Consider the following 21,983-nt stretch of genomic DNA (forward strand, 5'->3'; position numbering starts at 1 on the left):
GCCCCTCGACTGGGAACGCTGAACAGCGGCGCGCCGTTTCGCAGGCACAACAACCGTACGATCGGCGGCACGCCGCTATGTGGATGACGTGGGAGTATAGATGGATCTTTTGAAGCTGGCCGCCCTCGATGACGAAGATCTGAGCATCATCTCCGCGCATGTCCAGGACGCGGTGTTGAAGGTCGGCGACCTGGTGTATCAGAAACGGGAGAAGCGCTTCGCCCTGGCGATGAACCGTTTTGCCTGGGAGAAGGAGAAACGCGGCCTGTTTCGCCGCGAGCCCCACGAACGGCGGCGCAGCGTTTTGCATTTCGACCGCGTTCTCTCAGCCCGCACGGCCGGCATCGACAAGACCAAGCCAGACGAGGTGCTGTCGCTCTTAACGATCAATTTTGTGCCGGACGTGACGCCGTCGGGCACGGTGGAGCTTATCTTCTCCGGCGACGCGGCCATCCACCTCGAGGTGGAATGCATCGAGGCGCGGCTGAGCGACCTGGGCGCGGCGTGGGAAACGCCGGTGCGCCCGCGCCATGGCGCATGAGGAGCTTCCGATGACCACTAGACTGTCCACGGCGGACGCCGATTTCGAGGCCCGCTTCTCGGCCTTTCTTGTGACCAAGCGGGAGGCATCCGAGGAGGTCGACGCGACGGTGCGCGACATCATCACACGCGTGCGCACCGAAGGCGACGCGGCGGTGGCCGAGTATACACGCCGCTTCGACCGATTCGACATCGCCAAGGCCGGCATGCGGGTGGAGCGCGCCGAGATCGAGGCCGCCTACGAAGACGCCGACGAAGATACCTTGAAAGCCCTGCGGCTGGCGCGCGAGCGCATCGAGGCACACCACCGCCGGCAGGTTCCCGCCGACTTGCGCTACAGGGACCCGCTCGGCGTCGAGCTCGGCTGGCGCTGGACGCCCATTCCCGCCGTCGGTCTCTACGTGCCGGGCGGCCTGGCGAGCTATCCGAGCTCCGTTCTCATGAACGCGGTGCCGGCGGTTGTGGCCGGTGTGGAGCGCGTGGCGATGGCGGTGCCGACACCCGACGGTAAGCTCAACCCGCTGGTGCTGGTGGCGGCGGATCTCGCCGGCGTCAGTGAGATATTCCGCATTGGCGGCGCCCAGGCAATCGCCGCCTTCGCCTACGGCACGGAAACCGTTTCCGCCGTCGATAAGATCGTTGGTCCGGGTAACGCCTATGTGGCGGCCGCCAAGCGGCAGGTCTTCGGCCAGGTGGGCATCGACATGATCGCCGGACCGTCGGAGGTGCTGGTAGTCGCGGACGGCGATAACGATCCCGAGTGGATCGCCGCCGACCTCCTGGCCCAGGCCGAGCACGACACGGCGGCACAGTCGATCCTGATGACCGATGATGCCGATTTCGCCGATGCGGTGGAAGCGGCAGTCGAGAGGCAGCTGAAGACCCTTTCGCGCAGCAAGATCGCCGCCGCCAGCTGGCGCGATTTCGGCGCCGTCGTGCTGGTCCGCAGCTTTGAGGAAGTGCCGGGGCTGGTGGACCGCATCGCGCCGGAGCACCTGGAGCTTGCGACCGAGGAGGCGGAAAACCTGCTCACGCGCATCCGCAACGCTGGGGCCGTCTTCCTCGGCCGGCACACGCCGGAGGCGATCGGCGACTATGTCGGCGGTTCGAACCACGTGCTGCCGACGGCCCGCTCGGCACGCTTCTCCTCCGGGCTTTCGGTCCTCGATTTCGTCAAGCGCATGTCGATCCTGCGGCTCGAGGCCGAGCAGCTCCACGCGCTGGGCCCGGCGGCAGTGGCGCTTGCCAAGGCGGAAGGGCTGGAGGCCCACGGCCGCTCGGTCTCGACAAGACTCAACCTCTAGGACATCGGCATGGGCGAGCGGAATTCCGGCAATGCGCGCCTGATCGATGTGGAGCTTGACGAAACGGTCGGCCGCGCTGCGCCGGATATCGAGCATGAGCGCGCCGTCGCCATTTTCGACCTTGTGGAGGAAAACCGCTTTCATCCCGTCGGCGACGAGGCCGGCGGCCCCTACCGGCTGAAAATCTCCCTCGTCGACGCGCGCCTCGTCCTCAACGTGACGCGCGAAAGCGGCGAGGCGGTCGTCACGCATATCCTCTCGCTGACGCCCTTTCGGCGCATCGTCAAGGATTACTTCCTCATCTGCGAGAGCTACTACCAGGCCATCCGCTCGGCAACGCCGAGCCAGATCGAGGCCATCGACATGGGCCGGCGCGGCCTGCACAACGAGGGTTCGCAGACGCTGATGGACCGACTGGCCGGTAAGATCGACGTCGATTTCGACACGGCGCGGCGGCTCTTCACACTGGTCTGCGTGCTGCATTGGCGGGGGTGACGGCGATGTCGCAGCCTCAGGCCGAGCCGGCCGACGGGAAGGGCGGGAAAACGGGCGGTGGGCCGGCTTCGGTATTGTTCCTGTGCGGGCGCAATTCCATCCGCTCGCCCATGGCCGAGCTACTGGCCAGGCAGGTGCTGCCGAAATCCACCTTCATCGCTTCGGCCGGCGTCCGGCCCGGCGAGCGCGATCCGTTCGTCGATGCCGTCCTTGCGGAAGAGAACCTGACGCTGGGCGACTGGCGCCCACGTACGCTGGAAGAACTCGAAGACAGCTACTTCGACCTCGTCGTCACGCTGGCGCCGGAGGCCCACCACTCCGCACTGGAACTGACGCGTTCCATGGCCGTTGAGGTGGAGTACTGGCCGACGCTCGACCCTTCCGTCGTCGAGGGCACGCGCGAGCAGATTCTTTCGGCCTACCGGGACGTCCGCGACGGCCTGGCACAGCGGATCGCCCGGCGCTTTGGCGGCGAGACCGCCACCCACGTTCGTTGAACAAGCTTGCGTGAGTACGGGCGAATGGGCTAGGTTCCGCGCGATTTCGGCCGGCGTGGGTGCAAAAGCCCTACGCGGCCGTTCCTATGTCAAAAGAAGGTATCGGATGCCGAAGGAAGAAGTTCTTGAATTTCCAGGGGTGGTCACGGAGTTGCTGCCCAACGCCATGTTCCGCGTGAAATTGGAAAACGAACACGAAATCATCGCCCATACGGCCGGCCGTATGCGCAAGAACCGGATTCGCGTTTTGACCGGCGACAAGGTGCTGGTGGAGATGACGCCCTACGACCTGACCAAGGGTCGTATCACCTACCGCTTCAAATAACCGGCCCCGGCCGCGCCGGCAGGAGTGTGATGAGCGCGCTGAAGAAACTCGTCCTGGCCTCCGGTTCGCCGCGGCGCGTGGAACTCCTGCAGCAGGCGGGTATCGAGCCCGACCGCCTTCTCCCCGCCGAGATCGACGAGACACCGCTGAAGGCCGAGCATCCCCGCTCGCTGGCCAAGCGGCTTTGCCGTGCCAAGGCGGAGAAGGCACTGGAGCGGCTGAAGAAGAGCGGCGAAGCGGATGATGCGTTCGTGATGGCGGCCGACACCGTGGTAGCGGTCGGCCGGCGCATCCTGCCCAAGGCGGAGACGGTCGATGAAGCGTCGAACTGCCTGAGGCTTCTGTCCGGCCGCTCACATCGCGTCTATACCGGCATCTGCCTGTTCACGCCCGCCGGCAAGCTGCGCCACAAGCTGGTGGAGACGCGCGTGCGCTTCAAGCGGCTTTCACGCGAGGAACTCGAGAGCTACCTCGCCTCCGGCGAGTGGCGCGGCAAGGCCGGCGGCTATGCCATCCAGGGCCTGGCCGGCACCTTCATCGTCAAGCTCGTAGGCTCCTACTCGAACGTGGTCGGCCTGCCGCTCTACGAGACCGTCAGCCTGTTGACGGCGGACGGCTATAAGGTGCATTTCAACTGGCTTTCGGGAACTCGCGTCTGAACAATGCCGAACAACGTGCCGGACAAGATCACGCCGCTGAGACCCAAGCGCCCCTGCCCCGAGTGCGGCAAGCCGTCGGAGCGCGCGTTCTATCCCTTCTGCTCCAAGCGCTGCAAGGAGATCGACCTCAACCGCTGGTTTTCAGGCGCCTATGTCATCCCCGGCCGTCCCACCGAGGACGGCGACGACGAGCCGCCTTCCGAATAGGCATGAAGATGATGTGGATCGTCTGTTCCTCCCGCCTTGCCACACGCAACTTAAACTTGTAGACGTGATTCCCCGTCCACCCGCGTGTGTGGTCAATTGCCGGTTTACGGCAACTGCCGATGTCGGCTGAACATCCATGCCGAAAGCTGGCCGTCGAAATTTCGTAGAACCAAGGGGTTTACCATGCCTTCCAAGCTGATTACCGCCGTATCCGCCCTCGCCCTGCTTAGCCTCGCCGCCTGCAGCAAAGAGGAAGAGAAGGCGCCCGAGACGACCGCGGATCAGGTCGAGGAGACTGTCGGGGAGGCCGAGGGCACTGAGGTGGTGCCGGAAGAGGAGGCCGAGGTTGCGCCGGAGGAGACCGCCACAGACGCCGCGGAGTCCGACAAGGATGCCATGGCGGACACCGAGGACACCGCCGAGACAGCGGAACCGGAAGGCAATCCAGTCGAATCGGTAATCGATGCCGCCGGGCAGGAGGCCAGCGACCGGCTGGATGCCGTCAAGGAGTCGATAAACGAGGCCACCGGCGGCGGCGAGGCTCTTAACGCGGTATTCGACGACGCCAAGGAGAAGATGGGCGGCCAGATCGATTCCCTCAAGGATTCGATCAACAAGGCCACCGGCAACGCCACAGATGCCGCGGAGGACACCGCTGCCGAGGCCGAAAATGCCGCCGAGGTCGATGACACGAGCGCTGAGGCCGAAGATACCGCCGCCGAGGCGGAGGAGCCGGCCGCGGAGACGGCGGACGACGAGACGCAGACGGACGGCAACTGAGACCTGCATTCCTTCTCAGGTCCCTTCAGCCCCTCGCCGAAGGCGAGACATAAAAAAAGCCCGGTTCACAAGGAACCGGGCAATGTGCAGGCAAGCCGGGGGGAACCGGCGCGATGGGAGTGAATGCCTGCATTGGGAGATGAAAGCTGTTAGGGTCCGCGGCGCATCATGGCTTCGGCCTTGGCGCGGGTCCGGGTGATCTCCTGCAGACGCCGGATCGGATCATCCAGCACCGGCCCTTCGTAAGCCTGCATGATATCCTCGCGGCTGAGGCCGATATCCCGAAGCTCCCAGTCGGAAAGGTGGTTCAGTTGGCGCATGGCGCGGCGGCTTTCCCACAGGCGCCAGGCTTTAGCGGCCACGCGTGCGAGACGCGCAGCAAATCCCGTCCGGGTGGCGGTGATCGGCAAAGCGGTCCGTTCTGCACGCATGGAAATCTCCTGGCGCTTGGGTTGAAAATCTCCGCCCCTCGGCGGCGCATCCTGAAGACGGCAAAGCATCCCCGCGGCGAAAACTTTTGCCGCGGCGGAATGCCCTTCCGTCCGTCTTCTGGAACAATCCGTTTCTCCCACAAGCGCATTGATTAGTCGAACGAATGTTTTTAATCTTTTCCATCAAATTTCATGATGGAAGAAGAGCCATGGCAGCCCCACTCGATCTCGACCAGCTCAACACATTCATCGCCATTGCTGATACCGGCAGCTTTACGCGTGCAGCCGAAGAGGTGCACCGTACCCAGTCAGCCGTCTCCATGCAGATGCGGCGCCTCGAAGAGCGCATCGGCAAGCCGCTCTTTGAGAAGGACGGGCGCACCAACCGGCTGACGGAGGAGGGCGAGCGGCTGCTGCTCTACGCCCGCCAGTTGCTCCGGCTCAACCGGGAGACGCTGGCCGCCTTCGACGATGCGAGCCTGGAAGGCCATATCCGCATCGGCATGCCGGACGATTATGCCGAGCGCTTCCTGCCGGAGATCATGGCGCGCTTCTCGCGCTCCAACCCGCGGGTGGAGCTGTCGGTGCTGTGCGAACCGACGCCGAACCTGGTGCATCACGTGCGTAACGGCAATCTCGACATCGCCCTTCTGACCGACGACGACGTATCGGAGGTGGTGCGGCGGGAGCCGCTGTTGTGGGTTGGCTCGACCAACCATTCCACCCATGAGCGCGAGATCCTGCCGATGGCCTTCGGCCGGCCGACCTGTTCCTGGCGCCGGGCCGCCTGCGAGGCGCTGTCCGAGATCAACCGCGAATACCGCGTGCTCTTCACCAGCTTCTCGGCGACGGTAATCACGGCGGCGGTGCTTTCGGGAGTGGCGGTCTCCGTGCTGCCGGAATGTGCGCTTCGGCCCGGCATGCGGGTCCTCGGCGAGCACGAGGGTTTCCCTCCCCTGCCCGACTGCCGCATCGGCATCCTGCGCGGCCGCACCAGCCAGACCGAAGTCGCGGAGGCGCTGGCCCGCCACATCACCGAAAGCCTGGACAACATCACCGTGCCGCTCGCCACGGAGGAGGCGGAGGGTTTCGACTTCGCCACGCTGTCCCACCGCATGCGGCGCGGCAAGCGGCTGCGGCCGAGCCAAGTGCTGCCAGGGTGGTGAGACAGACCGCCTTGGCGGCCACCGTTTGAGCAAGATCGATCAAATGCGGCTCCGAAAACCCCTCCATGATCGCGCCCGTTGGTGAATGGGAGCACGCGAGAAATGAGCACGGTCGCCAAAACGGTCTGGTTCATCGAGAGCCAATTCGGCCGGTGTCCGAGCCTCGACGACATCGCCGCGGCCTGCGGCACGAGCCGGTTCCATCTGAGCCGCAGCTTCAGGCTAGCCACCGGCCTGCCGGTGATGGCTTACGCCAGAGGACGCCGGCTGACCGAGGCTTACAAGGCCCTTTCCAGTGGCGCGCCGGGCATTCTCGCTGTCGCGCTTGAGGCCGGATACAGCTCCCACGAAGCCTTCACCCGCGCCTTTCACGACCAGTTCGGGGCAACTCCCGAAGAGGTTCGCAGAGGGCGGACAGTGGATACGAAACTGCTTGTGGAGCCGATCAGAATGGACAACGCGACGAACATCACCCTTAAAGAGCCGCGCCTCGAAAAGCGGGAGGCGATGACAATCGCCGGGCTGGGCAGCCGGTTCCGGCTCGATGAGACTCAGAACATCCCGGCGTTGTGGCAGAAGTTCCAGGAGTTCGAGGGCAGCCTCGGCGAAATCCCGGGCCTCTGGTACGGCGTATGCGGGGAATGGAACGACAGCCGGGAAGACTTCCTGTACATGGCCGGGGTGGGCGTCACCCGCACCGACGGGCTGCCGCCGGAACTCACCGTCTACCGCTTTCCCGCCCAGACCTACCTGGTCTTCAGCCACGACCGTCACATCTCGGAGCTGCATCAGACCATGGACGCCATCTTCGGGTGCTATCTGCCCGAGCACGGCTACGATGCCATCCGGATGGGAACCTATTTCGAGCTCTACGACGAAAAGTTCAACCCCGTGACAGGGCTCGGTGGGCTTGAATTGTGGATGCCGGTGGCGAAAGACCGCTGAGGCTCGGGGAGGAAAGGATGCTGAGCGAGCCCAAGATCATCGAGCGTAAGGCGCAGCCTTACGTGGCGATCCGCAAAATCGTCAAAATCCCCTTCGGAACAGCCGCCTCCAAGACACTCGCCGACCTGAAAAGCTGGATGCGCAAGCGCGGCATCGAGGCCGTCGACGCACCGTTCTTCCACTACAACATCATCGACATGCCCAGCGCATTGGAGATCGATTTTGGAGCGCCGACCGCCGCAGAGGAAGAAGGCGACGGGACGGTGGTGAGCGGCGTGCTGCCCGCCGGGCGCTATGCATCACTCACCCACACGGGACCGTACAAAGACCTGATAGAAGCGAACGGTGCGCTGCTTCGATGGATCCACGCTGAGGGGCTGAAGCTAGACATGTGTAAATCTCCGGCCGGCGACGTGTTTGGGTGCCGGCTGGAGATCTATCCGTCCGACCCGAAGGTCGAGAAGGACCGCAGCAAATGGGTCACGGAACTGGCCTTCAAGCTGGCGGACTAGCGCATGACGGGTCGACCCGGCGCGAACATATAGGCGGCGTCCTCACCGCATCATTCCGAAGCCGAGGCCCGCAGCGCCAGCCCGTCCGGGCCTTGTTCCGTGACCTCGCTCGTTCCGGTATGGGTCCCGGACAGTCATCCTTCGCCGTAGCCGACTGGAACATAACCCGCAAAGAACGGTTGCACGGCCATGCCGGCTCCCCGCGCAGGAGGAGACCAATTATGGCCATCAAAACTGTTCAGTTCCTGGCGATCATCCTCATAGCCTTGGCGCTCGTGCCGGGCGGCGCCCACCTGATCGAGCTTCCCAACAAGATCGGCATGGACCGGGAACAGTACCTTACAGTCCAGCAGATCTACAGGGGGTGGGCGCTGGCGGGATTTGTGCTGATCGGAGCCTTGGCCACGACGCTCGCGCTCGCGATCCTGAGTCGGTCGCAGGGGCCTCCATTCCTGTTCGCCACCGCCTCCTTCCTGCTGCTTCTGACGACGCTCGCCACCTTCTTCATCTGGGTGTTTCCAGTCAACCAGGCCACCCACAACTGGACGACCGCACCGAAGAACTGGCAAGCGCTCAGAACGCAGTGGGAGACCATGCATGCCATCAACGCGGTCATCACATTTGCAGGGCTTGTCTCGGCGGTGATATCGACCATGACATGGTCGGACAGCTGAGCCTCCATCGGCCGACTCTCGGCCTCCAACTCGATCTGTGATAGCAACCTTTTCCTCCAGCCATGGAGGCTTGCCTGCGGAGAGGATAACCTGTGATGCACAGGCACCACGATCGGTTTGGCCAGCCGGAGAGTGGACGTGCTCCTCTGGAGGCGCCGCTATCCTGGAAAGCCGAGTTGAGCGGCTACGATTGGACTTTGCAGACAATCGGCCGCTCGGAGGCCGCGGTGTTCCGGCTCACCGCCGAGGAGCGCCCGACATTATTCGTCAAGGTCGAGGCCGATGGCCCGTTTGCCGAGCTCACGGGTGAGGCAGCGCGCCTCCGATGGCTTGCAGAAAGGGGTGTCCTTTGCCCGACCATTCTTTCTCAAGCGCGGACAAATGACCGCACCTGGCTTCTGGTGACGGCAATCCCCGGCCGTGACCTGGCCTCGTCGCCGCATATGGATGCCGAAGAAATCGCCGAAATTGCCGCTGATGCGCTTAGAGAACTGCATCGCCTCGATGTTACGGACTGCCCGTTCGACCACACTCTTGACCAGCGGATCGACCTTGCCCGTCTGCGGATGGAAGCAGGGCTGGTGGACGAAGAGGATTTCGATGCGGAACGTCTCGGCAGCACCGCGCGCCAGCTTTTCCATGAGCTTTTGGAGCGGCGGCCTTCCGGCGAGCGGCTGGCGGTGGCCCATGGTGATGCCTGCCTTCCGAATCTGTTGGCAGATGCCGGCCGGTTCGCCGGCTTTGTCGACTGCGGTCGCCTCGGCGTGGCGGACGTCCATCAAGACTTGGCGCTGGCAGGCTGGAGCATATCTCACAATCTGGGTAGCCGGTGGCTCGAACCGTTCTTCAAGCGCTACGGACTCGAACCCGACATGGACCGCCTGACCTTCTATCGGCTGCTGGACGAGTTCTTTTAGCTCAGCCGGTTGAGCGGATCTCGGCGCAATGGCCGGCCGCGGGGTTGACCGGGCCCGGCGCGAGGGGCTCAATCGCCGCATGGACAGGGCAAGACAAGACGATTCGCTCAGCAACATCGCCGAGTTTTCCGTCAGCGAGATCTCGCAGGCGCTCAAGCGCACGGTCGAGGACGCCTTCGGCCATGTGCGCGTGCGCGGCGAGATATCGGGCTTTCGTGGCCAGCATGCCTCGGGCCACTGCTATTTTTCCTTGAAGGATGAGCGGGCGCGGATCGAGGCAGTCATCTGGCGGGGTACATTCTCCAAGCTGAAGTTTCCTCCACAGGAGGGGCTGGAGGTGGTGGCGACCGGCCGCCTGACCACCTATCCCGGCTCGTCGAAATACCAGATCGTCATCGACAGCATTGAGCCGGCCGGCGCCGGGGCGCTGATGGCCCTGCTCGAGGAGCGCAAGCGCAAGCTGGCGGCCGAGGGGCTTTTCGCGGAGGAGCGGAAAAAGCCCCTGCCCTTCCTGCCACGCGTCATCGGCGTCGTCACATCACCCACCGGTGCTGTCATTCGCGACATCATCCACCGCATCACCGACCGTTTTCCCGTTCACGTGGTCGTCTGGCCGGTCCGGGTGCAAGGCGAGACGACGGGCGGCGAAGTGTCGGCCGCCGTTGCCGGTTTCAATGCGCTTGGTCCAGCCGACGGCATCCCCCGGCCGGACGTCATTATCGTCGCCCGTGGCGGCGGCAGCCTGGAGGATCTGTGGGGCTTCAACGACGAGGCGGTAGTTCGGGCGGTCGCCGCCTCTGAAATACCAATCATCTCCGCCGTCGGCCACGAGACCGACTGGACGCTGATCGACCTCGCCGCCGACCGGCGCGCGCCGACACCCACCGGGGCGGCGGAGATGGCGGTGCCGGTAAAGGCGGAGCTCGAGGCTGGCCTCTCCCGCCTCTCGGCGCGCCTCAAAGGGGCGGTTTCGCGGGATCTGGAGCGGCGGCGGCAAGGCCTGCGTGCGCTCTCGCGGGCGCTGCCGTCGCCGGACCAGCTCTTCGCCCTGCCGCGCCGGCGCTTCGACGAGGCGGCGGGACGGCTGGTGCGTGCCTTGGGCGGCGCCACCCAGCGCAAACGACTGCGCTTCGACGGGTTGCGGCTGTCGATCACGGCACTCGACCGACGCCTCGTCGAGGCACGGCGGCGGGCCACCCAGTGCGGCGAGCGCCTGCCCATCGTCTATCTCGGCCTGGTGCGAAACCGCCGCGCCCGCTTTGATCGTGATGCCGCACGCGTCAGCCCGCGCGCCAGCCTGGAGCGCATCGGCCGCCTGAAAGAGAGGCTGGCGGCCACCACCGGCCGCCGGGACCGCGCCGCCCTTCTGCGGCTCGAGCGCGCGAAAGCTGCCTACGACCAGGCGGCACGGCTCGCCGAATCGCTATCCTACAAGAAGGTTCTGGAGCGCGGCTTTGCATTGGTGCGCGATGCAGAGGACAAGCCGCTTAAGCGGGCCAGCGATCTGCGGGTAGGCCAGGAACTGCACCTGCAATTCTCCGACGGCAGCGCCGGCGCCGTCGCCACCGGCAAACCAGCGGGCGCCCCGCGTCCAAGCAAGTCTTCCCCGCCGGCGAAAGAGCCTGGAAAGCAGGGCTCTCTGTTCTAGGCAGACCAGGTGCGCGTTGGAGACGGTGCCTAACCGGAGAGACCACATCGGAGAATGCCGCGCCAGCAGTGCGGCTGCCGACCGCGCCAGCGCCACTCCCCCACTCCGTCTCGGGCTCCACATCGTGGGGTAGAGGAACCGTGGCTGCAATGACGGGCGCCTTTCCTCTCCCCCATCAAGATGCAGGCTATCCAAGCGGGGGATAAATTTCGACCAAATTTCCCACTAACCTATTGATCCCCCACAACCTGCAAACTTTTCTCGCAGGAATTTTCGCCCCCCTGCCCAAGCCGCCCCTATCATAGCCCCATCGCCCTTACGGGAACCGGGTCCGGACCGGGGATCAGGGAGGGCGGCGGAGACCTCCCCCTTCGGGCTGCCGGTGCCCGGAGGCCTGAGGGCCCGCGACAGGCCGGCGGTGCCGGAGGCGCTACAGACAGCGTCGCCGGCATTGCGGAGAAGCCGCCAGGCTTCCCGTCCGGCCCGGTAAAGCCCCCAATCGGGTGCAGCCGGGAAGGGCGGGGGGCCGGGTGACCGGCCGACCGCCGGGACAGACTCCGGCGGGGCGCGTTGGACGCGCCTTAAAAAGAAATAGAGTGGCTCGGACAACGCGCCCCGCTTCCCACGTTCTTTGACATAGCCCGGCTTCGGCAGAAGCGCGGCAACGGATAAGTATGGCTTGGCCTTCGTACCTGCCGAAACCATTTCCCAATGTGGATTCTGGAGAAGCGGTACCGATGGTTCTGCATCGGCGCGACACCTTTTGGCCGCTTCGATTTGCCGACAAGGCGGGTGCAATTCCCGCGACCGCGATTATAATCGGTCATTCCGGGCCCAACGTGGCCAGCGCTCGATAGCCGGTCCCGTCAGGCGCCCGGACGAGCCAGTGCAGGCCGGGAAGGGTCGCTGCCGCTGTGCGCGCGGTGTGGGAGGGGCTGCCGAGTCGTGACGAGTACCATGCTGAACGCAGGAAGGCGCGCCCATGTCGGAACTTCTCCAACCCTCCATCAGCCATCACACGCGCAGATACGCCAAGGCCGTATTGAACCCGCTGCTTGGTTTGTTTCGCCCCGGGAACGTCGCCATGTTTCATGTCGGGCGCGTCGGTAGCACCGTGCTTGTTGGTATGCTGCAGCAGCACCGACGCATCTACTGGGCTGGCGAGGTGTTCCAGAGGGAGCATGACCGCTACATGAAAGCCGTCGGGTCCGGCAGCTATTCTCTTCCCCAGGATCCGTTGAAGGTCCTGCGGATCGAAATGCGCGAGGCGCGCAATCGGATGTTTGGTTTCGAGACGAAGTTTCTCGACGAGCATCATCTGAAGGTGATCGGCCTCGATCTGGAGCGCTACGTGGACACGCTGTCCGAGCTCGGATTCGAGCGCTGTGTCGTCCTCAAAAGGAAGAACATCCTGCGCCGGCTGATTTCCGGCGTCGTCCTGCGCGATACCGGCCAGTTTCACATTCGCGCGGACCAGAAGCAGCAGAAGAGGCGCTTCCGTCTCGACCTGCACAGGATTCCGCTCGGCGCCAGGCATCTCGACCTGGTCGATGCAATCCGCATGATCGAAGAAGGGCACGAGCGTCTCGACCGACTCCTCGCAGGCAAGCAGGTCTGCGAAATCAATTACGAGGAACACATAAGCGACGACCCGTTCGTCGCCTACCGCAAGGTGATGGCGTTTATGGGGCTGGAGCCCGGCAAGCCGGATATCCTTCTGCGCAAGACCAACCCCGATCCGCTTGAAGACATGATCGAGAACTACGATGAACTACAGGCGATGATCGGGACGACGCCTTATCGGTGGATGCTCGAGAGCGCATGAAGGGATCGCTGTTTCCGATGAAGCGATCCGTCGTGGGCCGGCCTCACGCGGCCTTTCCTGCGCGCCTGTCGGCAGCTGTCGTCAATATCTCCTCCATCCGATCGATCTGCCGCGCACGATCGAGCTGAGGACGTTTGGCGTAATTCAATGCGGCCTGGGAGAGAGATTCATAGAGGGTCGAGTCGTCCCAGAGAGAACGCAGGGCCGCGGTCCATTCCGATAGCTCCGCTCGCGGTGGCAGAAGGATACCGCCTGGTCCTACGGCCTCACCCAGCCCGCCGATCTGCGTGGCGAGAACAGGGATGCCGCTGTAATGCGCTTCAGAGGCAATACGCCCCCAGGTCTCCTCCCATCGGCTGGGAACCAGAACGACGCGGGCTCGGCCGTAGTGCTCGCGCATATCGTCCGTCCGCGAATGCAGCGTGACGTTTCCAAGTCCAGCAATGCTTTGCATGAGTGCCGATCGCTGGTCCTCCGACAGCGTCCAGCTCTCGACGAAATCGAAGGGGATATCGGGACATGCCCGTGCAAGCGTGATGGCGAGATCGACCCCCTTCAGCGGATGGGGGTTCACGAACAGGACCCGTTCGCGGCGCGAAGGGACCTGGTAGCGCTCGGGCTGGAAAAGCGGATTTATCACCGTCGAACGAATCCCGAAGGCGTCTTGATAGCGGTCGGCGGTGAACTGCGAGTTGGCAAGAAAGACGGCGTCGCCGAAATCCTCGATCGGCTCCCCGTGATCCTCGAACTCGACATTGTGAAGATAGATGACCGTCGGCAGGCCCATGTCCCGGAAGGCCCGCGCAACGCGCAGGATCTTGCCGGACTGCGCCACGACAACATCGGGCGCCTCCGAACGCGCTACGTCCCCCGCCCCCTCCCAGGCAAACCAGGAACGGTGAACCGGATAGCCCTGGCTGTGGTCGCAGACGGCTTTGCGCCGCGACAGCTTCATCATCACTCGACCGCGCGCACCGATCCAGCCGTCGCGCGTCAACCCGGCCAGGACGCCGATTTCGTGGCCGCGCGCAAGAAGTTCCCGCGCCATTTCGTGGGTATTCGACTGACTACCGCCGGCGATCTGCGGGAGATAGGGATGTGCACTCGCGAAAACTATCTTCAAAGCGGTCCTCATCCTGTTCGCCCACCGGGTCAGGGTTGCGGAATGGCTGCCTGGGTTTTGAACGTGCGATAGTGGGCTGGAACGCGAAGGCAGGTCTTTGGAAAGTGAAGCCAGAAGGAGGGCAGTTCCCGTGAGATCCTTAGAGCTGCATGCAGGGTGCTAAGCGGCCTGTAGCGCAGGTTCCTGAGGCACAGAAACACCAGATGATCACGCGTCTCCTGCGCTTCTTGCTCGCTCAGCCTCCTTTGTGTCGAATCCAGATCGAATATGGTGGCAAGCTTGTCCCTGAAGACAAGCCCGTCGATCAGGCGGTCGGGCGCGTTGACCGAGTCCCATGCAAGAGCTTCCCGGTAAACGGATACGCCCCGTCCGCGCGCTCCCATGACAGCAGTGGAATAGCTGACCCTGCTGGACTGCTTTGCGAGCGTGATCCAGAAAAGCTGGTCCTCACCGGTACGGCGCAGTTTGGCGTCGAAGCGCACATCACGGTGGGGCGGAAACCCGTACACGACATTGGACGTGTGCGGAATGCAGTGAACCAGAAACTCATTGAACGCCTGATGCCCTGATATGGACCGCGACTCGGGTTCCGCGCCGACGCGGACATCGTGGTTCTTCGTCATGTAGTCGAAGTAGGAGAACGACGTGACACCGTCGTGCATGCTATTGGCGAAATAAAAGTCCGCTCCTCCGGCAAGCGCAGCGACCGCGTGACGGAGATGGTCGGGAAACCACACATCATCAGAATCGAGAAAGGCCACATAGTCCGTCTCCGCCGGATCCAGATGGTCGAGCCCCGTATTCCGCGCCGCCCCTGGTCCGCCGTTTCCTCGGTTTAACACGACAATGCTGTATGGAGCGGGCGGAGTGAGATCGGAAAGCTCCTTTTTCGCAGGAAGCGGCGACTCGTCGTCGACGATGACAATCTTCACATCGGTGCCGTCCGGCAGTTCCTGTGCGAATACCGACTCGACTGAACGCCGCAAAATACCGGATTCCCGTTGGAAATACGGGATGACGACGGCGATCCTGATGTTCATGGCCTGTGCTCCATGACGGAAGCGCGTGATCTAAGAAACTCCTCAACGGCCTGGTGCGCACGCTCGCATGCGTCGTTGATACGATCGTCGCGGCTCAGTTGTGGTTCACATCGGCTCAGCTTTCTCAAATGCCGTGCGGCAAGGAGGGTCAAGACCTTGTTTGCCGGCCTGGCAAGTGTACTTCGACCCAATTGTTTTGCACGGCCTCCATAGTACCGCCGGCCCTTTGTCGCACTGACATAGGCTTCAAGCAGGCTCGACGGCTGGAGGGGATGTCGGCTCAAGTCCAATTCGAGGGATTCTGCCCAATCGGACCATTTGGCGGCATTCTGAGCGTGTATCGGGCGGACCGCAAGCCAAGGCGTTCTCAAGGCATCGGCGACGATGGCGCCATGCATGGCCTCGGTGATCAGCATGCGGGCGCCGCGAATCTTGCTGATGATTTCTTCCACATCATCGCGAGGATCGATCAGGCGAATGCCCGCCTCCGCGCAGGCTTCCGGCCAATGGCCGCGCGTAAAACTGTGATAGTGCGGCATGAAGGCGATGCCAATGTCTCCACCTGCCGGCGGCAAGTCGAGTTTACGGATGAGGACCGCGCTGTCGCAAATGCCTTTGGATAGCGGCAGGTCAAGCCGGGCGGCCGTTCGCGGGCCGCGCACGAATATCACATCCCACATGCCGTCGTGGACATCAGGTGCCGGTGCATACCCGCCATATCCCGATCCGAAAACGTATTTGCGCGGTTCCTTCGGATAGTGCTCCCAGAGTATCGACCCGATGCCGAGGAACAGTTCGCTGTCATCTTCGTCGAGGAAGCCCTGCGGCAAAAGCCGCGGCCACATAAAGGTGTTCAGCTCGTCACCAAAATTGGGTACGTGACCCCTGAAGTAGGTGAGCTTCATGCCGACACCGCTCCCCGCTTCAGCACAAGGTCGCGCATTTGAAATATCCGGCGGCTGTCGAGGATGGCAAGCACCGCGCAGTAGATTACCGCGCCGCATGAGACCTCGCCGGCAAGGCGCAGATATGCCGAATCCTCAGCCATATATTGCCGGAGGGCGAGCACTCCGACCAACATTGCCAGGCTGGCAATCGCGGGGGCGAGGAAGGGCCGCAGATAGGTCCAGGGGCCGATCTTCAGTATTCTCAGCACCATCCAGACGGCGGCCGGCCACATGAGGAAGATCTGGACGGCAATGGCGAAGACAAGCGTGGAAACGCCAAAGCGGTAGAAGACCAAGATCACCAGCACGGTCACAGCCTGCTTCGCCGCCATATAATAGAACCACCAGTTCGCGTTACCCTGGCTGTTGATCAGCGAAGCCTGGAGGATCCCGATGCAGCTTAGCAGTCCGATGACGCAGAAGCTGCGAAGGGCAGGTATGGCCTCGATCCAGTGCGCGCCGAAAAGCACCGGGATGAGATCGCCGGCAACGATGGCGAGCCCGACGAACACGGGGAATGAGAGCGCCGAGGAAGCGAAGGTCGCGAAAAGGAATGCCTCCTTCAGCTTCTCGTGCTCGCTCTGCAGCGACGAGAGCAGTGTATAGGAAACAGCGTTGAGCGCACCGGCGATGAGATCGTTGAGGATCTTAAATATCCGCCGCGCGAAACTGTATATGCCGAGCGCCGTCGTGCCCAGAAGGCTGCCGATCAGTATCTGGTCCAAACTGATCATGCGGAGAATCCGGTGGCCCGAGGCGAACATGCCGTAGTGGGCAAGCTCGCTGAGAGCACGCCGGTCGAAGCGCAGACCAGGCCGCCAGTCGACCGACAGGAGGGTGCCCACGCATATGGCAACCGACGAGGCCAGCTGCGACAGCGCCAGCGCCCAAAGCCCGTATCCCAAGGCCAGCAGGCAAAGACAGACGGCTGCTGAAACAAGCGAGGCGATCGTCGTGCGCATGGCCATCTTGCTGAACGCCATGGCGCGCGAAAGAAGCGCATTCGGTACAACGCATGAAAGATCGAATATGACGCGCAAGCCGATGACCGGCAGGAGCAGCGCCAAGCCGTCTTCGCCCAGAAAACCGGCGAGCGCAGGGGCCGCCAGAACGAGCCCAGCATAGATGGCAAGTGCGACGAGGACGCAGAGCCAAAATACGGAATCGAGATGCCGCCGCCCCAAATCCTCGCGCTGAATGAGGGCCTGGCCAAACCCCGCCGGGGCGACAGCACTCGCCAGCATAGCGATGCTGGCCGCCAGCGCGACCAGACCGAACTCTGCGGGTGTGAGGAAACGCGAGGTGACAGTGAACACACCCGCAGCGACCGCCGCTGGCGCAAAGCCGCTCAGCGCCGACCAGAAGACGCCATGAACGGCTGCACGTGTACGACCGCTGCGCAGACGGCCGTAGACAATCTGTTCTTCCTGTTCGAGGCTCTTTTCGCTACGATCCAGCAAGCTCTGTTCCTTCAGCGGCTCGCTGCCAACACCGGCAGCCGATTGTTCCCGGGCCGCCGCGCCACGGCGACCTGTGCGCCGTTCTCGGGCTTTCTACCGGCATAGGTATTCACCCTGACCTGCAACATATCCCTGGTCAGAAGCTCAAAGTCAGGCTTTTGTGCGGTTGCTTTCGAGTTTCGCATTCATGACAGCTCCAGATCTGCCCCCAGCCTCTGCTTCTGTCGGCTTACGGTCGAAGTCGCAGCGAGCGACTATAGGCATGACCGCCCTGCGTGGCCCGCGCGCGCCAACCCCGTTCCAGTCAGCGCTCACTTTCAAACGGACGCCTCGACGCCACAATGCTGCAACGCAACATACGATGCCACCGAACGCGTGGTCAAGCAACTGCGAAAATTAATTCTGAGTCGATCATGACGGTTATTAGAATCTACTGAGAGCGGCATCGTAACGACTTTCCAATTTGAGCAATTTTTGTGTAACGCCTGTATAAAAAGTGAAGAATAATGCCATCCACGCAGGCTGCAGCAACATACCTCCCATTGATCAATCGACCCCTTGGAGCTCATAGAGCTCGTCCATGCTCAGGGACGCCAGATCGGCGAGCGGGGTTTGGCCCTTTACGCGGCCGCCGCTCAGGATCACGACATCGTCGCAGAACGAAATGGTGCTGCGATGATGGCTGATCACGACCGTCGTGCGGTGGCCGGCTCTCGATCTTAGCGTCTCGACGATTGCCGCTTCGGAGAGACCATCCACGGCGTTGGTGGCTTCATCCAGAATCAGGATGTCGGGATCGCGGACCAGCGCTCTTGCCAGCGCGATCCGCTGCCGCTGCCCCGCAGATAGATTGACGCCCCGGTAGCCGACCACGGTCTGGTATCCCTGGGGCAGTTTTTCTATGAACTCATGCGCCTCGGCCGATTTTGCAGCACGCTCGGCTTCGGCGGCTGTGGCCTGCTTTTGGCCGTAGGTGATGTTTTCCAGAATGGTGCCATCGACAAGCTCGAGCTCCTGGCTGGCGAGCGCGATCTGACTTCGCCATTGGGTAGGATCGATCTGGCTTAGCGGGAGGCCGTCGACGAGGGTAACGCCCTCATCCGGTTCCACGAACCGGCATAGGAGGTTCACGACCGTTGTCTTGCCAGCGCCGGAGCGGCCGATGATCGCCGTCGAGCGGCCTTTGCGGATTTCGAAACTCGCGGAATGCAGCACCACCGCGCGGGAGCCTGAATCCGGATACCGGAACGTCACGCCATCAAACTTCACACCTTGCCTGAGGCCGTGGAAGGGGATGATGCCCTCGGGCGGCTGGGGTTTGTCCGACGAGTCCAGCAGCCATCTGACTTCTTCCATCGACCCACTCCAGCCCTGCAACTGACTCCAGGCAGTCTGCAAAGACCGCATGTGCGGCTGCAGCCTGTAGAGGAGGACGACGAACGCCACGATCACCGGGAAACTCACCCCCACAAACCAGGCGCCCACGACCACACCCAGGAAGAGCATCGCGTGGAGCACTTCCGTCAGCAGCGGCAGCGCACCCTGACGGGTCTGTAGGACGAAGCCGGCTCGGCGAACAGCGTCCGATGCTCCGTCGAACACTGCCTTTTCACGCTGCTCCTGACCGAAAATGCGGATCAGCTGTCCGGCATGCACTAGGTGGAGCATTCTCGATGCGAGTGCGCTGTTGTGCGAGGTAACGCTGCGGCTGGGGGCCTTCAGGCTGGCCGACAGAACGGCATGCGCGAGTTGGACCGCGGCCAGACCGAACGCGACCAGCAGTGTCATCTGCCAGGAAAGGAGCAGCAGGAAGGCCAAGAGAATGACTGCAGCCGAGGCGTTCACGATCGCCCCAAGAACAGTTTGAACCGCATCCGAGGCACGCCAGGACTCGTTGGAGATGATATTGAGCAGACGACCAGGATCCTGTTGCAGGAAGAATGGATAGCCTACCCTCAAGAGTTGTTCCGACAGGGCGCTTCGGATGGAATGGCTCGCTTTGCCATAGATGAATGTCGTGAGTACGGTATTTGAAAACGCCAGGATGTTCTTCAGCACGATCAACGCAACGATGATGGCGGAAATTACGATCAGCCGCTCACCATTGTCGAACCCTGATCCGACCTTTTGGAAGAATGCGGAGAAGCTGCTCATCTGGGAGCTATCGTCGTGACCGACGATGATGCTTAGCATGGGAATGACCAGGCCGATGCCGACACCTTCAAGCGCGGAGGCGACCAAGCCTAGAACCACCACGGCCGGAAGGAGACGCAAATGTCCCCCCAGCGCGTTGCGCAGCACCGGCAATCCCGGCAATACCAATCGCAACATGACGGTCACCTCACCTCAGCGGTTGCCTGTTGGACCTGTCGTACCTCTGCGCGCCCTGGCCGTCCTGCGATCAGCAGGCCGACGAATTTTGCGGCGCCGAGCATGTTCATGGACACGATCGACCAATGAGACAGGCGCAGTTCGGAATCGAACCGTGGGCCGCCCATAAGTTCTCTGAAAGCCGATCGCACAGTCCAGTAGAAGTGGAGAAGCAGCCAGGGCGCATCGCGGATGTGCTTCAGGCAAAGTCCTCCATTACCAAGGCTATAGTTTCGGTGAAGCGTCTCGATGGCTTGGCGGGCGTTTCGGCCATGATGATGAAAAACGGTCATGTCGGGCACATACTCCACCGGGATGCCGAGCAGATATGCTCGCACGAGATAGTCGGTGTCCTCTGCGGAGCGTAGCGGGCCGCCAGCACCGAAGCGCTCGTCGAAATCTCCCACGAGGGCCGCAACCTCGCGATGCATCGTCATATTACAGCCCAGTACGAAGCCGCCCGGATGAACCTCGCGGGTGAGCCGAGCGCGCACCGGCGAGCGTTTGATAGTGAATGGCAGGTCCTCCGAATCTCCGAGTTCGACGCGGCCGCCTCGGATAACGCAGCTATCGCCGCTCGCGTAGTGCCGCTCCAAATCGCGGAGGTAGTCCCGGTGAATTTCGCAATCATCGTCGATGAAGACGAATATGCGACCACGGGCGCTCTTCAGTCCGGCATTGCGAGCGGCAGCCAGCCCCGGACGCGGCTCCGAAATGATCGTGACTGCGATGTTCGACGTTGCGTCGATGCGGGCCAGATATTCCGAAGTGCCGTCCGTGGAGCCATTGTCGATCATGACGAGCTCGGCCGTAATGGCAGCATGAGATTGGCACGCTGCCTGAATTGACGCGATGCAGACATCAAGTGACGAGACGCGGTTGCGGGTGCAGACAATGAAGCTGGCCAGCGGCGTCGGTCCGTCTGTCGTCGCCGGGTAAGCGGCTTCTGGGGCAAACGCCTCTGTGCTGCTCCGTAACGTGGGTGGGATAGGTCCGGCGGTCATTCTAGCTCATGTGATAGCGGGGAAGGACAGCCGCAGCGGGCACTGATTGCAGGTGTCGCGAGAGCGCGTCCACCCGTCTGGTGGCCGCGGTCGACACGCGGCTCAACCATGGCGCATAGGCTCCAACCAGCAACCCGTACTTCTCGCGGCGCCGGATGAGCCCCCATTTCTGCGCCCGGCTCAGGAACTCATGCGTCAGTTCCGGCCGCTGCTCGTCGCTGATGAGTTGGTAGATGAAATAGAAGAGGTTCAGCGTTCCTTGCTCATAGCTCGGTCGCGTTTCCGCAGGCAGGGTTGCGACCCAGCCTTCAAGCGCGAGGATGGAGTCAGCGGCCCGACGAACAGTGTCCGGCGTCACCGCCTCACCGATGTCGCACAGAGTGCCGGGGACAACGGCAGTAGCCTCCCGCTCAAGATTTTCGGTGACGATCGCCAGGTGCGTTCTACGCATCTCGCGCCTGTGCCTGCTTGAAACGCTGCCGTCGTGGATACGGTAGGCGATCAGGCTGTCTTCGATCATCGTCGCCGGAAAGCGATCGGCGATGCGCCTGAAGAGATCGAAGTCTTCCGCGTGCACATAGCGCGGGTCATATCTCAATATTTTCTCCGGTATGACCCGCCTGTTGTAGACTACGGTCGAGTGGATGAAGATCGTAAAGAACATCGACAGTATACGCAGGCTGCAGAGCTGATAGATCGGATCGGCCGTGCCCCTGACAATGCGAGCGCCGACGAGTGTGTCGACGCCCGACCCACAGATTGCGCACTGAGGCTGTTGGGCAAATGCTGCAACCTGCCGCGAAAGGCGCGAAGGATAGGCTATGTCATCGGCGTCCATCCTGGCGATGAGATCGCCTTGGGCCAGGGCAAGACCCTCGTTCAGCGTCGCAATCAGACCGCGGTTTTCACGCGAGACGATCGAAATTCGGCCATCGGCCTTTTGGTACTGCCGCAGAATGTATGCTGAACGGTCGGTCGAGCCGTCATCGATGGCGATGATTTCCAGACGCTCGTAATCCTGGCGCAGGACGCTCTCCAGCGCAGCGGCCAGATAGGGTTCGGCATTGTAGACGGGTAGCAGAACAGAGACCAATGGGGCGGACATGGTTCAGCC

Annotated in this window: 23 protein-coding genes; 15 read left to right on the plus strand and 8 right to left on the minus strand. The window is 62.7% G+C overall.

From position 1 onward, the window contains the following. Positions 1-100: 100 nt before the first annotated feature. The 8 genes from N5A92_RS02730 to N5A92_RS02765 all read left to right on the plus strand — a co-directional run bounded on the left by N5A92_RS02730 (position 101) and on the right by N5A92_RS02765 (position 4,807). Positions 101-541 carry a DUF2948 family protein gene (locus N5A92_RS02730; protein WP_260900297.1) on the plus strand — a complete coding sequence of 147 codons (441 nt, stop codon included), beginning with the start codon at positions 101-103 and terminating at the stop codon, positions 539-541. A gap of 10 nt (positions 542-551) precedes the next feature. Beyond that, the gene (gene hisD / locus N5A92_RS02735; RefSeq protein ID WP_260900299.1) at positions 552-1,844 is read left to right on the plus strand and encodes a histidinol dehydrogenase; all 1,293 of its coding nucleotides are present in this window, start codon (positions 552-554) and stop codon (positions 1,842-1,844) included. A 9-nt stretch (positions 1,845-1,853) separates the two neighbouring features. Next, positions 1,854-2,339 (plus strand): UPF0262 family protein, encoded by a 486-nt coding sequence (locus N5A92_RS02740; RefSeq protein ID WP_260900300.1) that lies wholly within the window; start codon positions 1,854-1,856, stop codon positions 2,337-2,339. After that, positions 2,336-2,836 (plus strand): arsenate-mycothiol transferase ArsC, encoded by a 501-nt coding sequence (locus N5A92_RS02745; RefSeq protein ID WP_260900301.1) that lies wholly within the window; start codon positions 2,336-2,338, stop codon positions 2,834-2,836. Before N5A92_RS02740 ends, N5A92_RS02745 begins: the two co-directional genes overlap by 4 nt. 106 nt (positions 2,837-2,942) lie before the next feature. Then, on the plus strand, positions 2,943-3,161 hold the full coding sequence (infA, locus tag N5A92_RS02750) for a translation initiation factor IF-1 (RefSeq protein WP_006200926.1): 219 nt from the start codon (positions 2,943-2,945) through the stop codon (positions 3,159-3,161). A gap of 29 nt (positions 3,162-3,190) precedes the next feature. Then, positions 3,191-3,820: a Maf-like protein gene (locus tag N5A92_RS02755; RefSeq protein WP_260900302.1), complete on the plus strand. Its 630-nt coding sequence runs from the start codon at positions 3,191-3,193 to the stop codon at positions 3,818-3,820. Positions 3,821-3,823: 3 nt separating this feature from the next. Further along, positions 3,824-4,027, plus strand: a complete 204-nt coding sequence (gene yacG, locus N5A92_RS02760) for a DNA gyrase inhibitor YacG (protein WP_260900303.1) — start codon at positions 3,824-3,826, stop codon at positions 4,025-4,027. A gap of 183 nt (positions 4,028-4,210) precedes the next feature. Continuing rightward, positions 4,211-4,807 (plus strand): hypothetical protein, encoded by a 597-nt coding sequence (locus N5A92_RS02765; protein ID WP_260900304.1) that lies wholly within the window; start codon positions 4,211-4,213, stop codon positions 4,805-4,807. A 149-nt stretch (positions 4,808-4,956) separates the two neighbouring features. Here the strand turns inward: N5A92_RS02765 and N5A92_RS02770 are convergent, their stop codons facing one another. Continuing rightward, on the minus strand, positions 4,957-5,238 hold the full coding sequence (locus N5A92_RS02770; RefSeq protein WP_260900305.1) for a DUF1127 domain-containing protein: 282 nt from the start codon (positions 5,236-5,238) through the stop codon (positions 4,957-4,959). Positions 5,239-5,447: 209 nt separating this feature from the next. Here N5A92_RS02770 and N5A92_RS02775 point away from each other — a divergent pair, with 209 nt between their 5' ends. From N5A92_RS02775 to N5A92_RS02805, 7 genes are all read left to right on the plus strand, one after another. Next, the gene (locus N5A92_RS02775; protein ID WP_260900307.1) at positions 5,448-6,404 is read left to right on the plus strand and encodes a LysR substrate-binding domain-containing protein; all 957 of its coding nucleotides are present in this window, start codon (positions 5,448-5,450) and stop codon (positions 6,402-6,404) included. Between the two features lie 102 nt (positions 6,405-6,506). Beyond that, positions 6,507-7,349 (plus strand): AraC family transcriptional regulator, encoded by an 843-nt coding sequence (locus N5A92_RS02780; protein WP_260900310.1) that lies wholly within the window; start codon positions 6,507-6,509, stop codon positions 7,347-7,349. A 17-nt stretch (positions 7,350-7,366) separates the two neighbouring features. Continuing rightward, positions 7,367-7,861: a GyrI-like domain-containing protein gene (locus N5A92_RS02785; protein ID WP_260900312.1), complete on the plus strand. Its 495-nt coding sequence runs from the start codon at positions 7,367-7,369 to the stop codon at positions 7,859-7,861. A 221-nt stretch (positions 7,862-8,082) separates the two neighbouring features. After that, the gene (locus N5A92_RS02790; RefSeq protein WP_260900313.1) at positions 8,083-8,535 is read left to right on the plus strand and encodes a DUF1772 domain-containing protein; all 453 of its coding nucleotides are present in this window, start codon (positions 8,083-8,085) and stop codon (positions 8,533-8,535) included. A gap of 95 nt (positions 8,536-8,630) precedes the next feature. Beyond that, a complete protein-coding gene (locus tag N5A92_RS02795) occupies positions 8,631-9,452 on the plus strand; it encodes an APH(3')-II family aminoglycoside O-phosphotransferase (protein ID WP_260900314.1) in 822 nt (273 codons plus the stop codon). 79 nt (positions 9,453-9,531) lie between these two features. Next, positions 9,532-11,100, plus strand: a complete 1,569-nt coding sequence (gene xseA, locus N5A92_RS02800; protein WP_260900979.1) for an exodeoxyribonuclease VII large subunit — start codon at positions 9,532-9,534, stop codon at positions 11,098-11,100. Between the two features lie 982 nt (positions 11,101-12,082). Further along, a complete protein-coding gene (locus tag N5A92_RS02805) occupies positions 12,083-12,925 on the plus strand; it encodes a hypothetical protein (protein WP_260900315.1) in 843 nt (280 codons plus the stop codon). A gap of 43 nt (positions 12,926-12,968) precedes the next feature. Here the strand turns inward: N5A92_RS02805 and N5A92_RS02810 are convergent, their stop codons facing one another. The 7 genes from N5A92_RS02810 to N5A92_RS02840 form a co-directional block, all read right to left on the minus strand. Further along, a complete protein-coding gene (locus N5A92_RS02810) occupies positions 12,969-14,048 on the minus strand; it encodes a glycosyltransferase (protein ID WP_260900316.1) in 1,080 nt (359 codons plus the stop codon). A gap of 29 nt (positions 14,049-14,077) precedes the next feature. Continuing rightward, entirely contained in the window at positions 14,078-15,088 is a 1,011-nt protein-coding gene (locus tag N5A92_RS02815) for a glycosyltransferase family 2 protein (protein WP_260900317.1), read from the minus strand. Beyond that, positions 15,085-15,993, minus strand: coding sequence for a polysaccharide pyruvyl transferase family protein (locus tag N5A92_RS02820; protein WP_260900318.1), 909 nt, complete (start codon positions 15,991-15,993; stop codon positions 15,085-15,087). The genes N5A92_RS02815 and N5A92_RS02820 overlap by 4 nt, the downstream gene beginning before the upstream one ends. Then, the gene (locus tag N5A92_RS02825) at positions 15,990-17,495 is read right to left on the minus strand and encodes a lipopolysaccharide biosynthesis protein (RefSeq protein WP_260900319.1); all 1,506 of its coding nucleotides are present in this window, start codon (positions 17,493-17,495) and stop codon (positions 15,990-15,992) included. Before N5A92_RS02825 ends, N5A92_RS02820 begins: the two co-directional genes overlap by 4 nt. A gap of 546 nt (positions 17,496-18,041) precedes the next feature. Next, positions 18,042-19,826, minus strand: coding sequence for an ABC transporter ATP-binding protein (locus N5A92_RS02830; RefSeq protein ID WP_260900320.1), 1,785 nt, complete (start codon positions 19,824-19,826; stop codon positions 18,042-18,044). A 5-nt stretch (positions 19,827-19,831) separates the two neighbouring features. Beyond that, complete coding sequence (locus N5A92_RS02835; protein ID WP_260900321.1) at positions 19,832-20,869, minus strand: glycosyltransferase family 2 protein; 1,038 nt, start codon at positions 20,867-20,869, stop codon at positions 19,832-19,834. Position 20,870: 1 nt separating this feature from the next. Then, entirely contained in the window at positions 20,871-21,974 is a 1,104-nt protein-coding gene (locus N5A92_RS02840) for a glycosyltransferase family 2 protein (RefSeq protein ID WP_260900322.1), read from the minus strand. Positions 21,975-21,983: the final 9 nt, after the last annotated feature.

It is taken from the genome of Chelativorans salis (assembly GCF_025336525.1).
GTDB classification, from domain to species: domain Bacteria; phylum Pseudomonadota; class Alphaproteobacteria; order Rhizobiales; family Rhizobiaceae; genus Chelativorans; species Chelativorans salis.

What these genes read in the sequence shown, in the direction of transcription:
- N5A92_RS02770 (WP_260900305.1), bottom strand. Translation starts at nt 5,238, where the DNA reads ATGCGTGCAGAACGGACCGCTTTGCCGATCACCGCCACCCGGACGGGA.
- xseA (WP_260900979.1), top strand. Translation starts at nt 9,532, where the DNA reads ATGGACAGGGCAAGACAAGACGATTCGCTCAGCAACATCGCCGAGTTT.
- hisD (WP_260900299.1), top strand. Translation starts at nt 552, where the DNA reads ATGACCACTAGACTGTCCACGGCGGACGCCGATTTCGAGGCCCGCTTC.
- infA (WP_006200926.1), top strand. Translation starts at nt 2,943, where the DNA reads ATGCCGAAGGAAGAAGTTCTTGAATTTCCAGGGGTGGTCACGGAGTTG.
- N5A92_RS02785 (WP_260900312.1), top strand. Translation starts at nt 7,367, where the DNA reads ATGCTGAGCGAGCCCAAGATCATCGAGCGTAAGGCGCAGCCTTACGTG.
- N5A92_RS02840 (WP_260900322.1), bottom strand. Translation starts at nt 21,974, where the DNA reads ATGTCCGCCCCATTGGTCTCTGTTCTGCTACCCGTCTACAATGCCGAA.
- N5A92_RS02830 (WP_260900320.1), bottom strand. Translation starts at nt 19,826, where the DNA reads ATGTTGCGATTGGTATTGCCGGGATTGCCGGTGCTGCGCAACGCGCTG.
- N5A92_RS02755 (WP_260900302.1), top strand. Translation starts at nt 3,191, where the DNA reads ATGAGCGCGCTGAAGAAACTCGTCCTGGCCTCCGGTTCGCCGCGGCGC.
- yacG (WP_260900303.1), top strand. Translation starts at nt 3,824, where the DNA reads ATGCCGAACAACGTGCCGGACAAGATCACGCCGCTGAGACCCAAGCGC.
- N5A92_RS02835 (WP_260900321.1), bottom strand. Translation starts at nt 20,869, where the DNA reads ATGACCGCCGGACCTATCCCACCCACGTTACGGAGCAGCACAGAGGCG.
- N5A92_RS02815 (WP_260900317.1), bottom strand. Translation starts at nt 15,088, where the DNA reads ATGAACATCAGGATCGCCGTCGTCATCCCGTATTTCCAACGGGAATCC.
- N5A92_RS02805 (WP_260900315.1), top strand. Translation starts at nt 12,083, where the DNA reads ATGTCGGAACTTCTCCAACCCTCCATCAGCCATCACACGCGCAGATAC.
- N5A92_RS02730 (WP_260900297.1), top strand. Translation starts at nt 101, where the DNA reads ATGGATCTTTTGAAGCTGGCCGCCCTCGATGACGAAGATCTGAGCATC.
- N5A92_RS02790 (WP_260900313.1), top strand. Translation starts at nt 8,083, where the DNA reads ATGGCCATCAAAACTGTTCAGTTCCTGGCGATCATCCTCATAGCCTTG.
- N5A92_RS02765 (WP_260900304.1), top strand. Translation starts at nt 4,211, where the DNA reads ATGCCTTCCAAGCTGATTACCGCCGTATCCGCCCTCGCCCTGCTTAGC.
- N5A92_RS02795 (WP_260900314.1), top strand. Translation starts at nt 8,631, where the DNA reads ATGCACAGGCACCACGATCGGTTTGGCCAGCCGGAGAGTGGACGTGCT.
- N5A92_RS02775 (WP_260900307.1), top strand. Translation starts at nt 5,448, where the DNA reads ATGGCAGCCCCACTCGATCTCGACCAGCTCAACACATTCATCGCCATT.
- N5A92_RS02780 (WP_260900310.1), top strand. Translation starts at nt 6,507, where the DNA reads ATGAGCACGGTCGCCAAAACGGTCTGGTTCATCGAGAGCCAATTCGGC.
- N5A92_RS02820 (WP_260900318.1), bottom strand. Translation starts at nt 15,993, where the DNA reads ATGAAGCTCACCTACTTCAGGGGTCACGTACCCAATTTTGGTGACGAG.
- N5A92_RS02740 (WP_260900300.1), top strand. Translation starts at nt 1,854, where the DNA reads ATGGGCGAGCGGAATTCCGGCAATGCGCGCCTGATCGATGTGGAGCTT.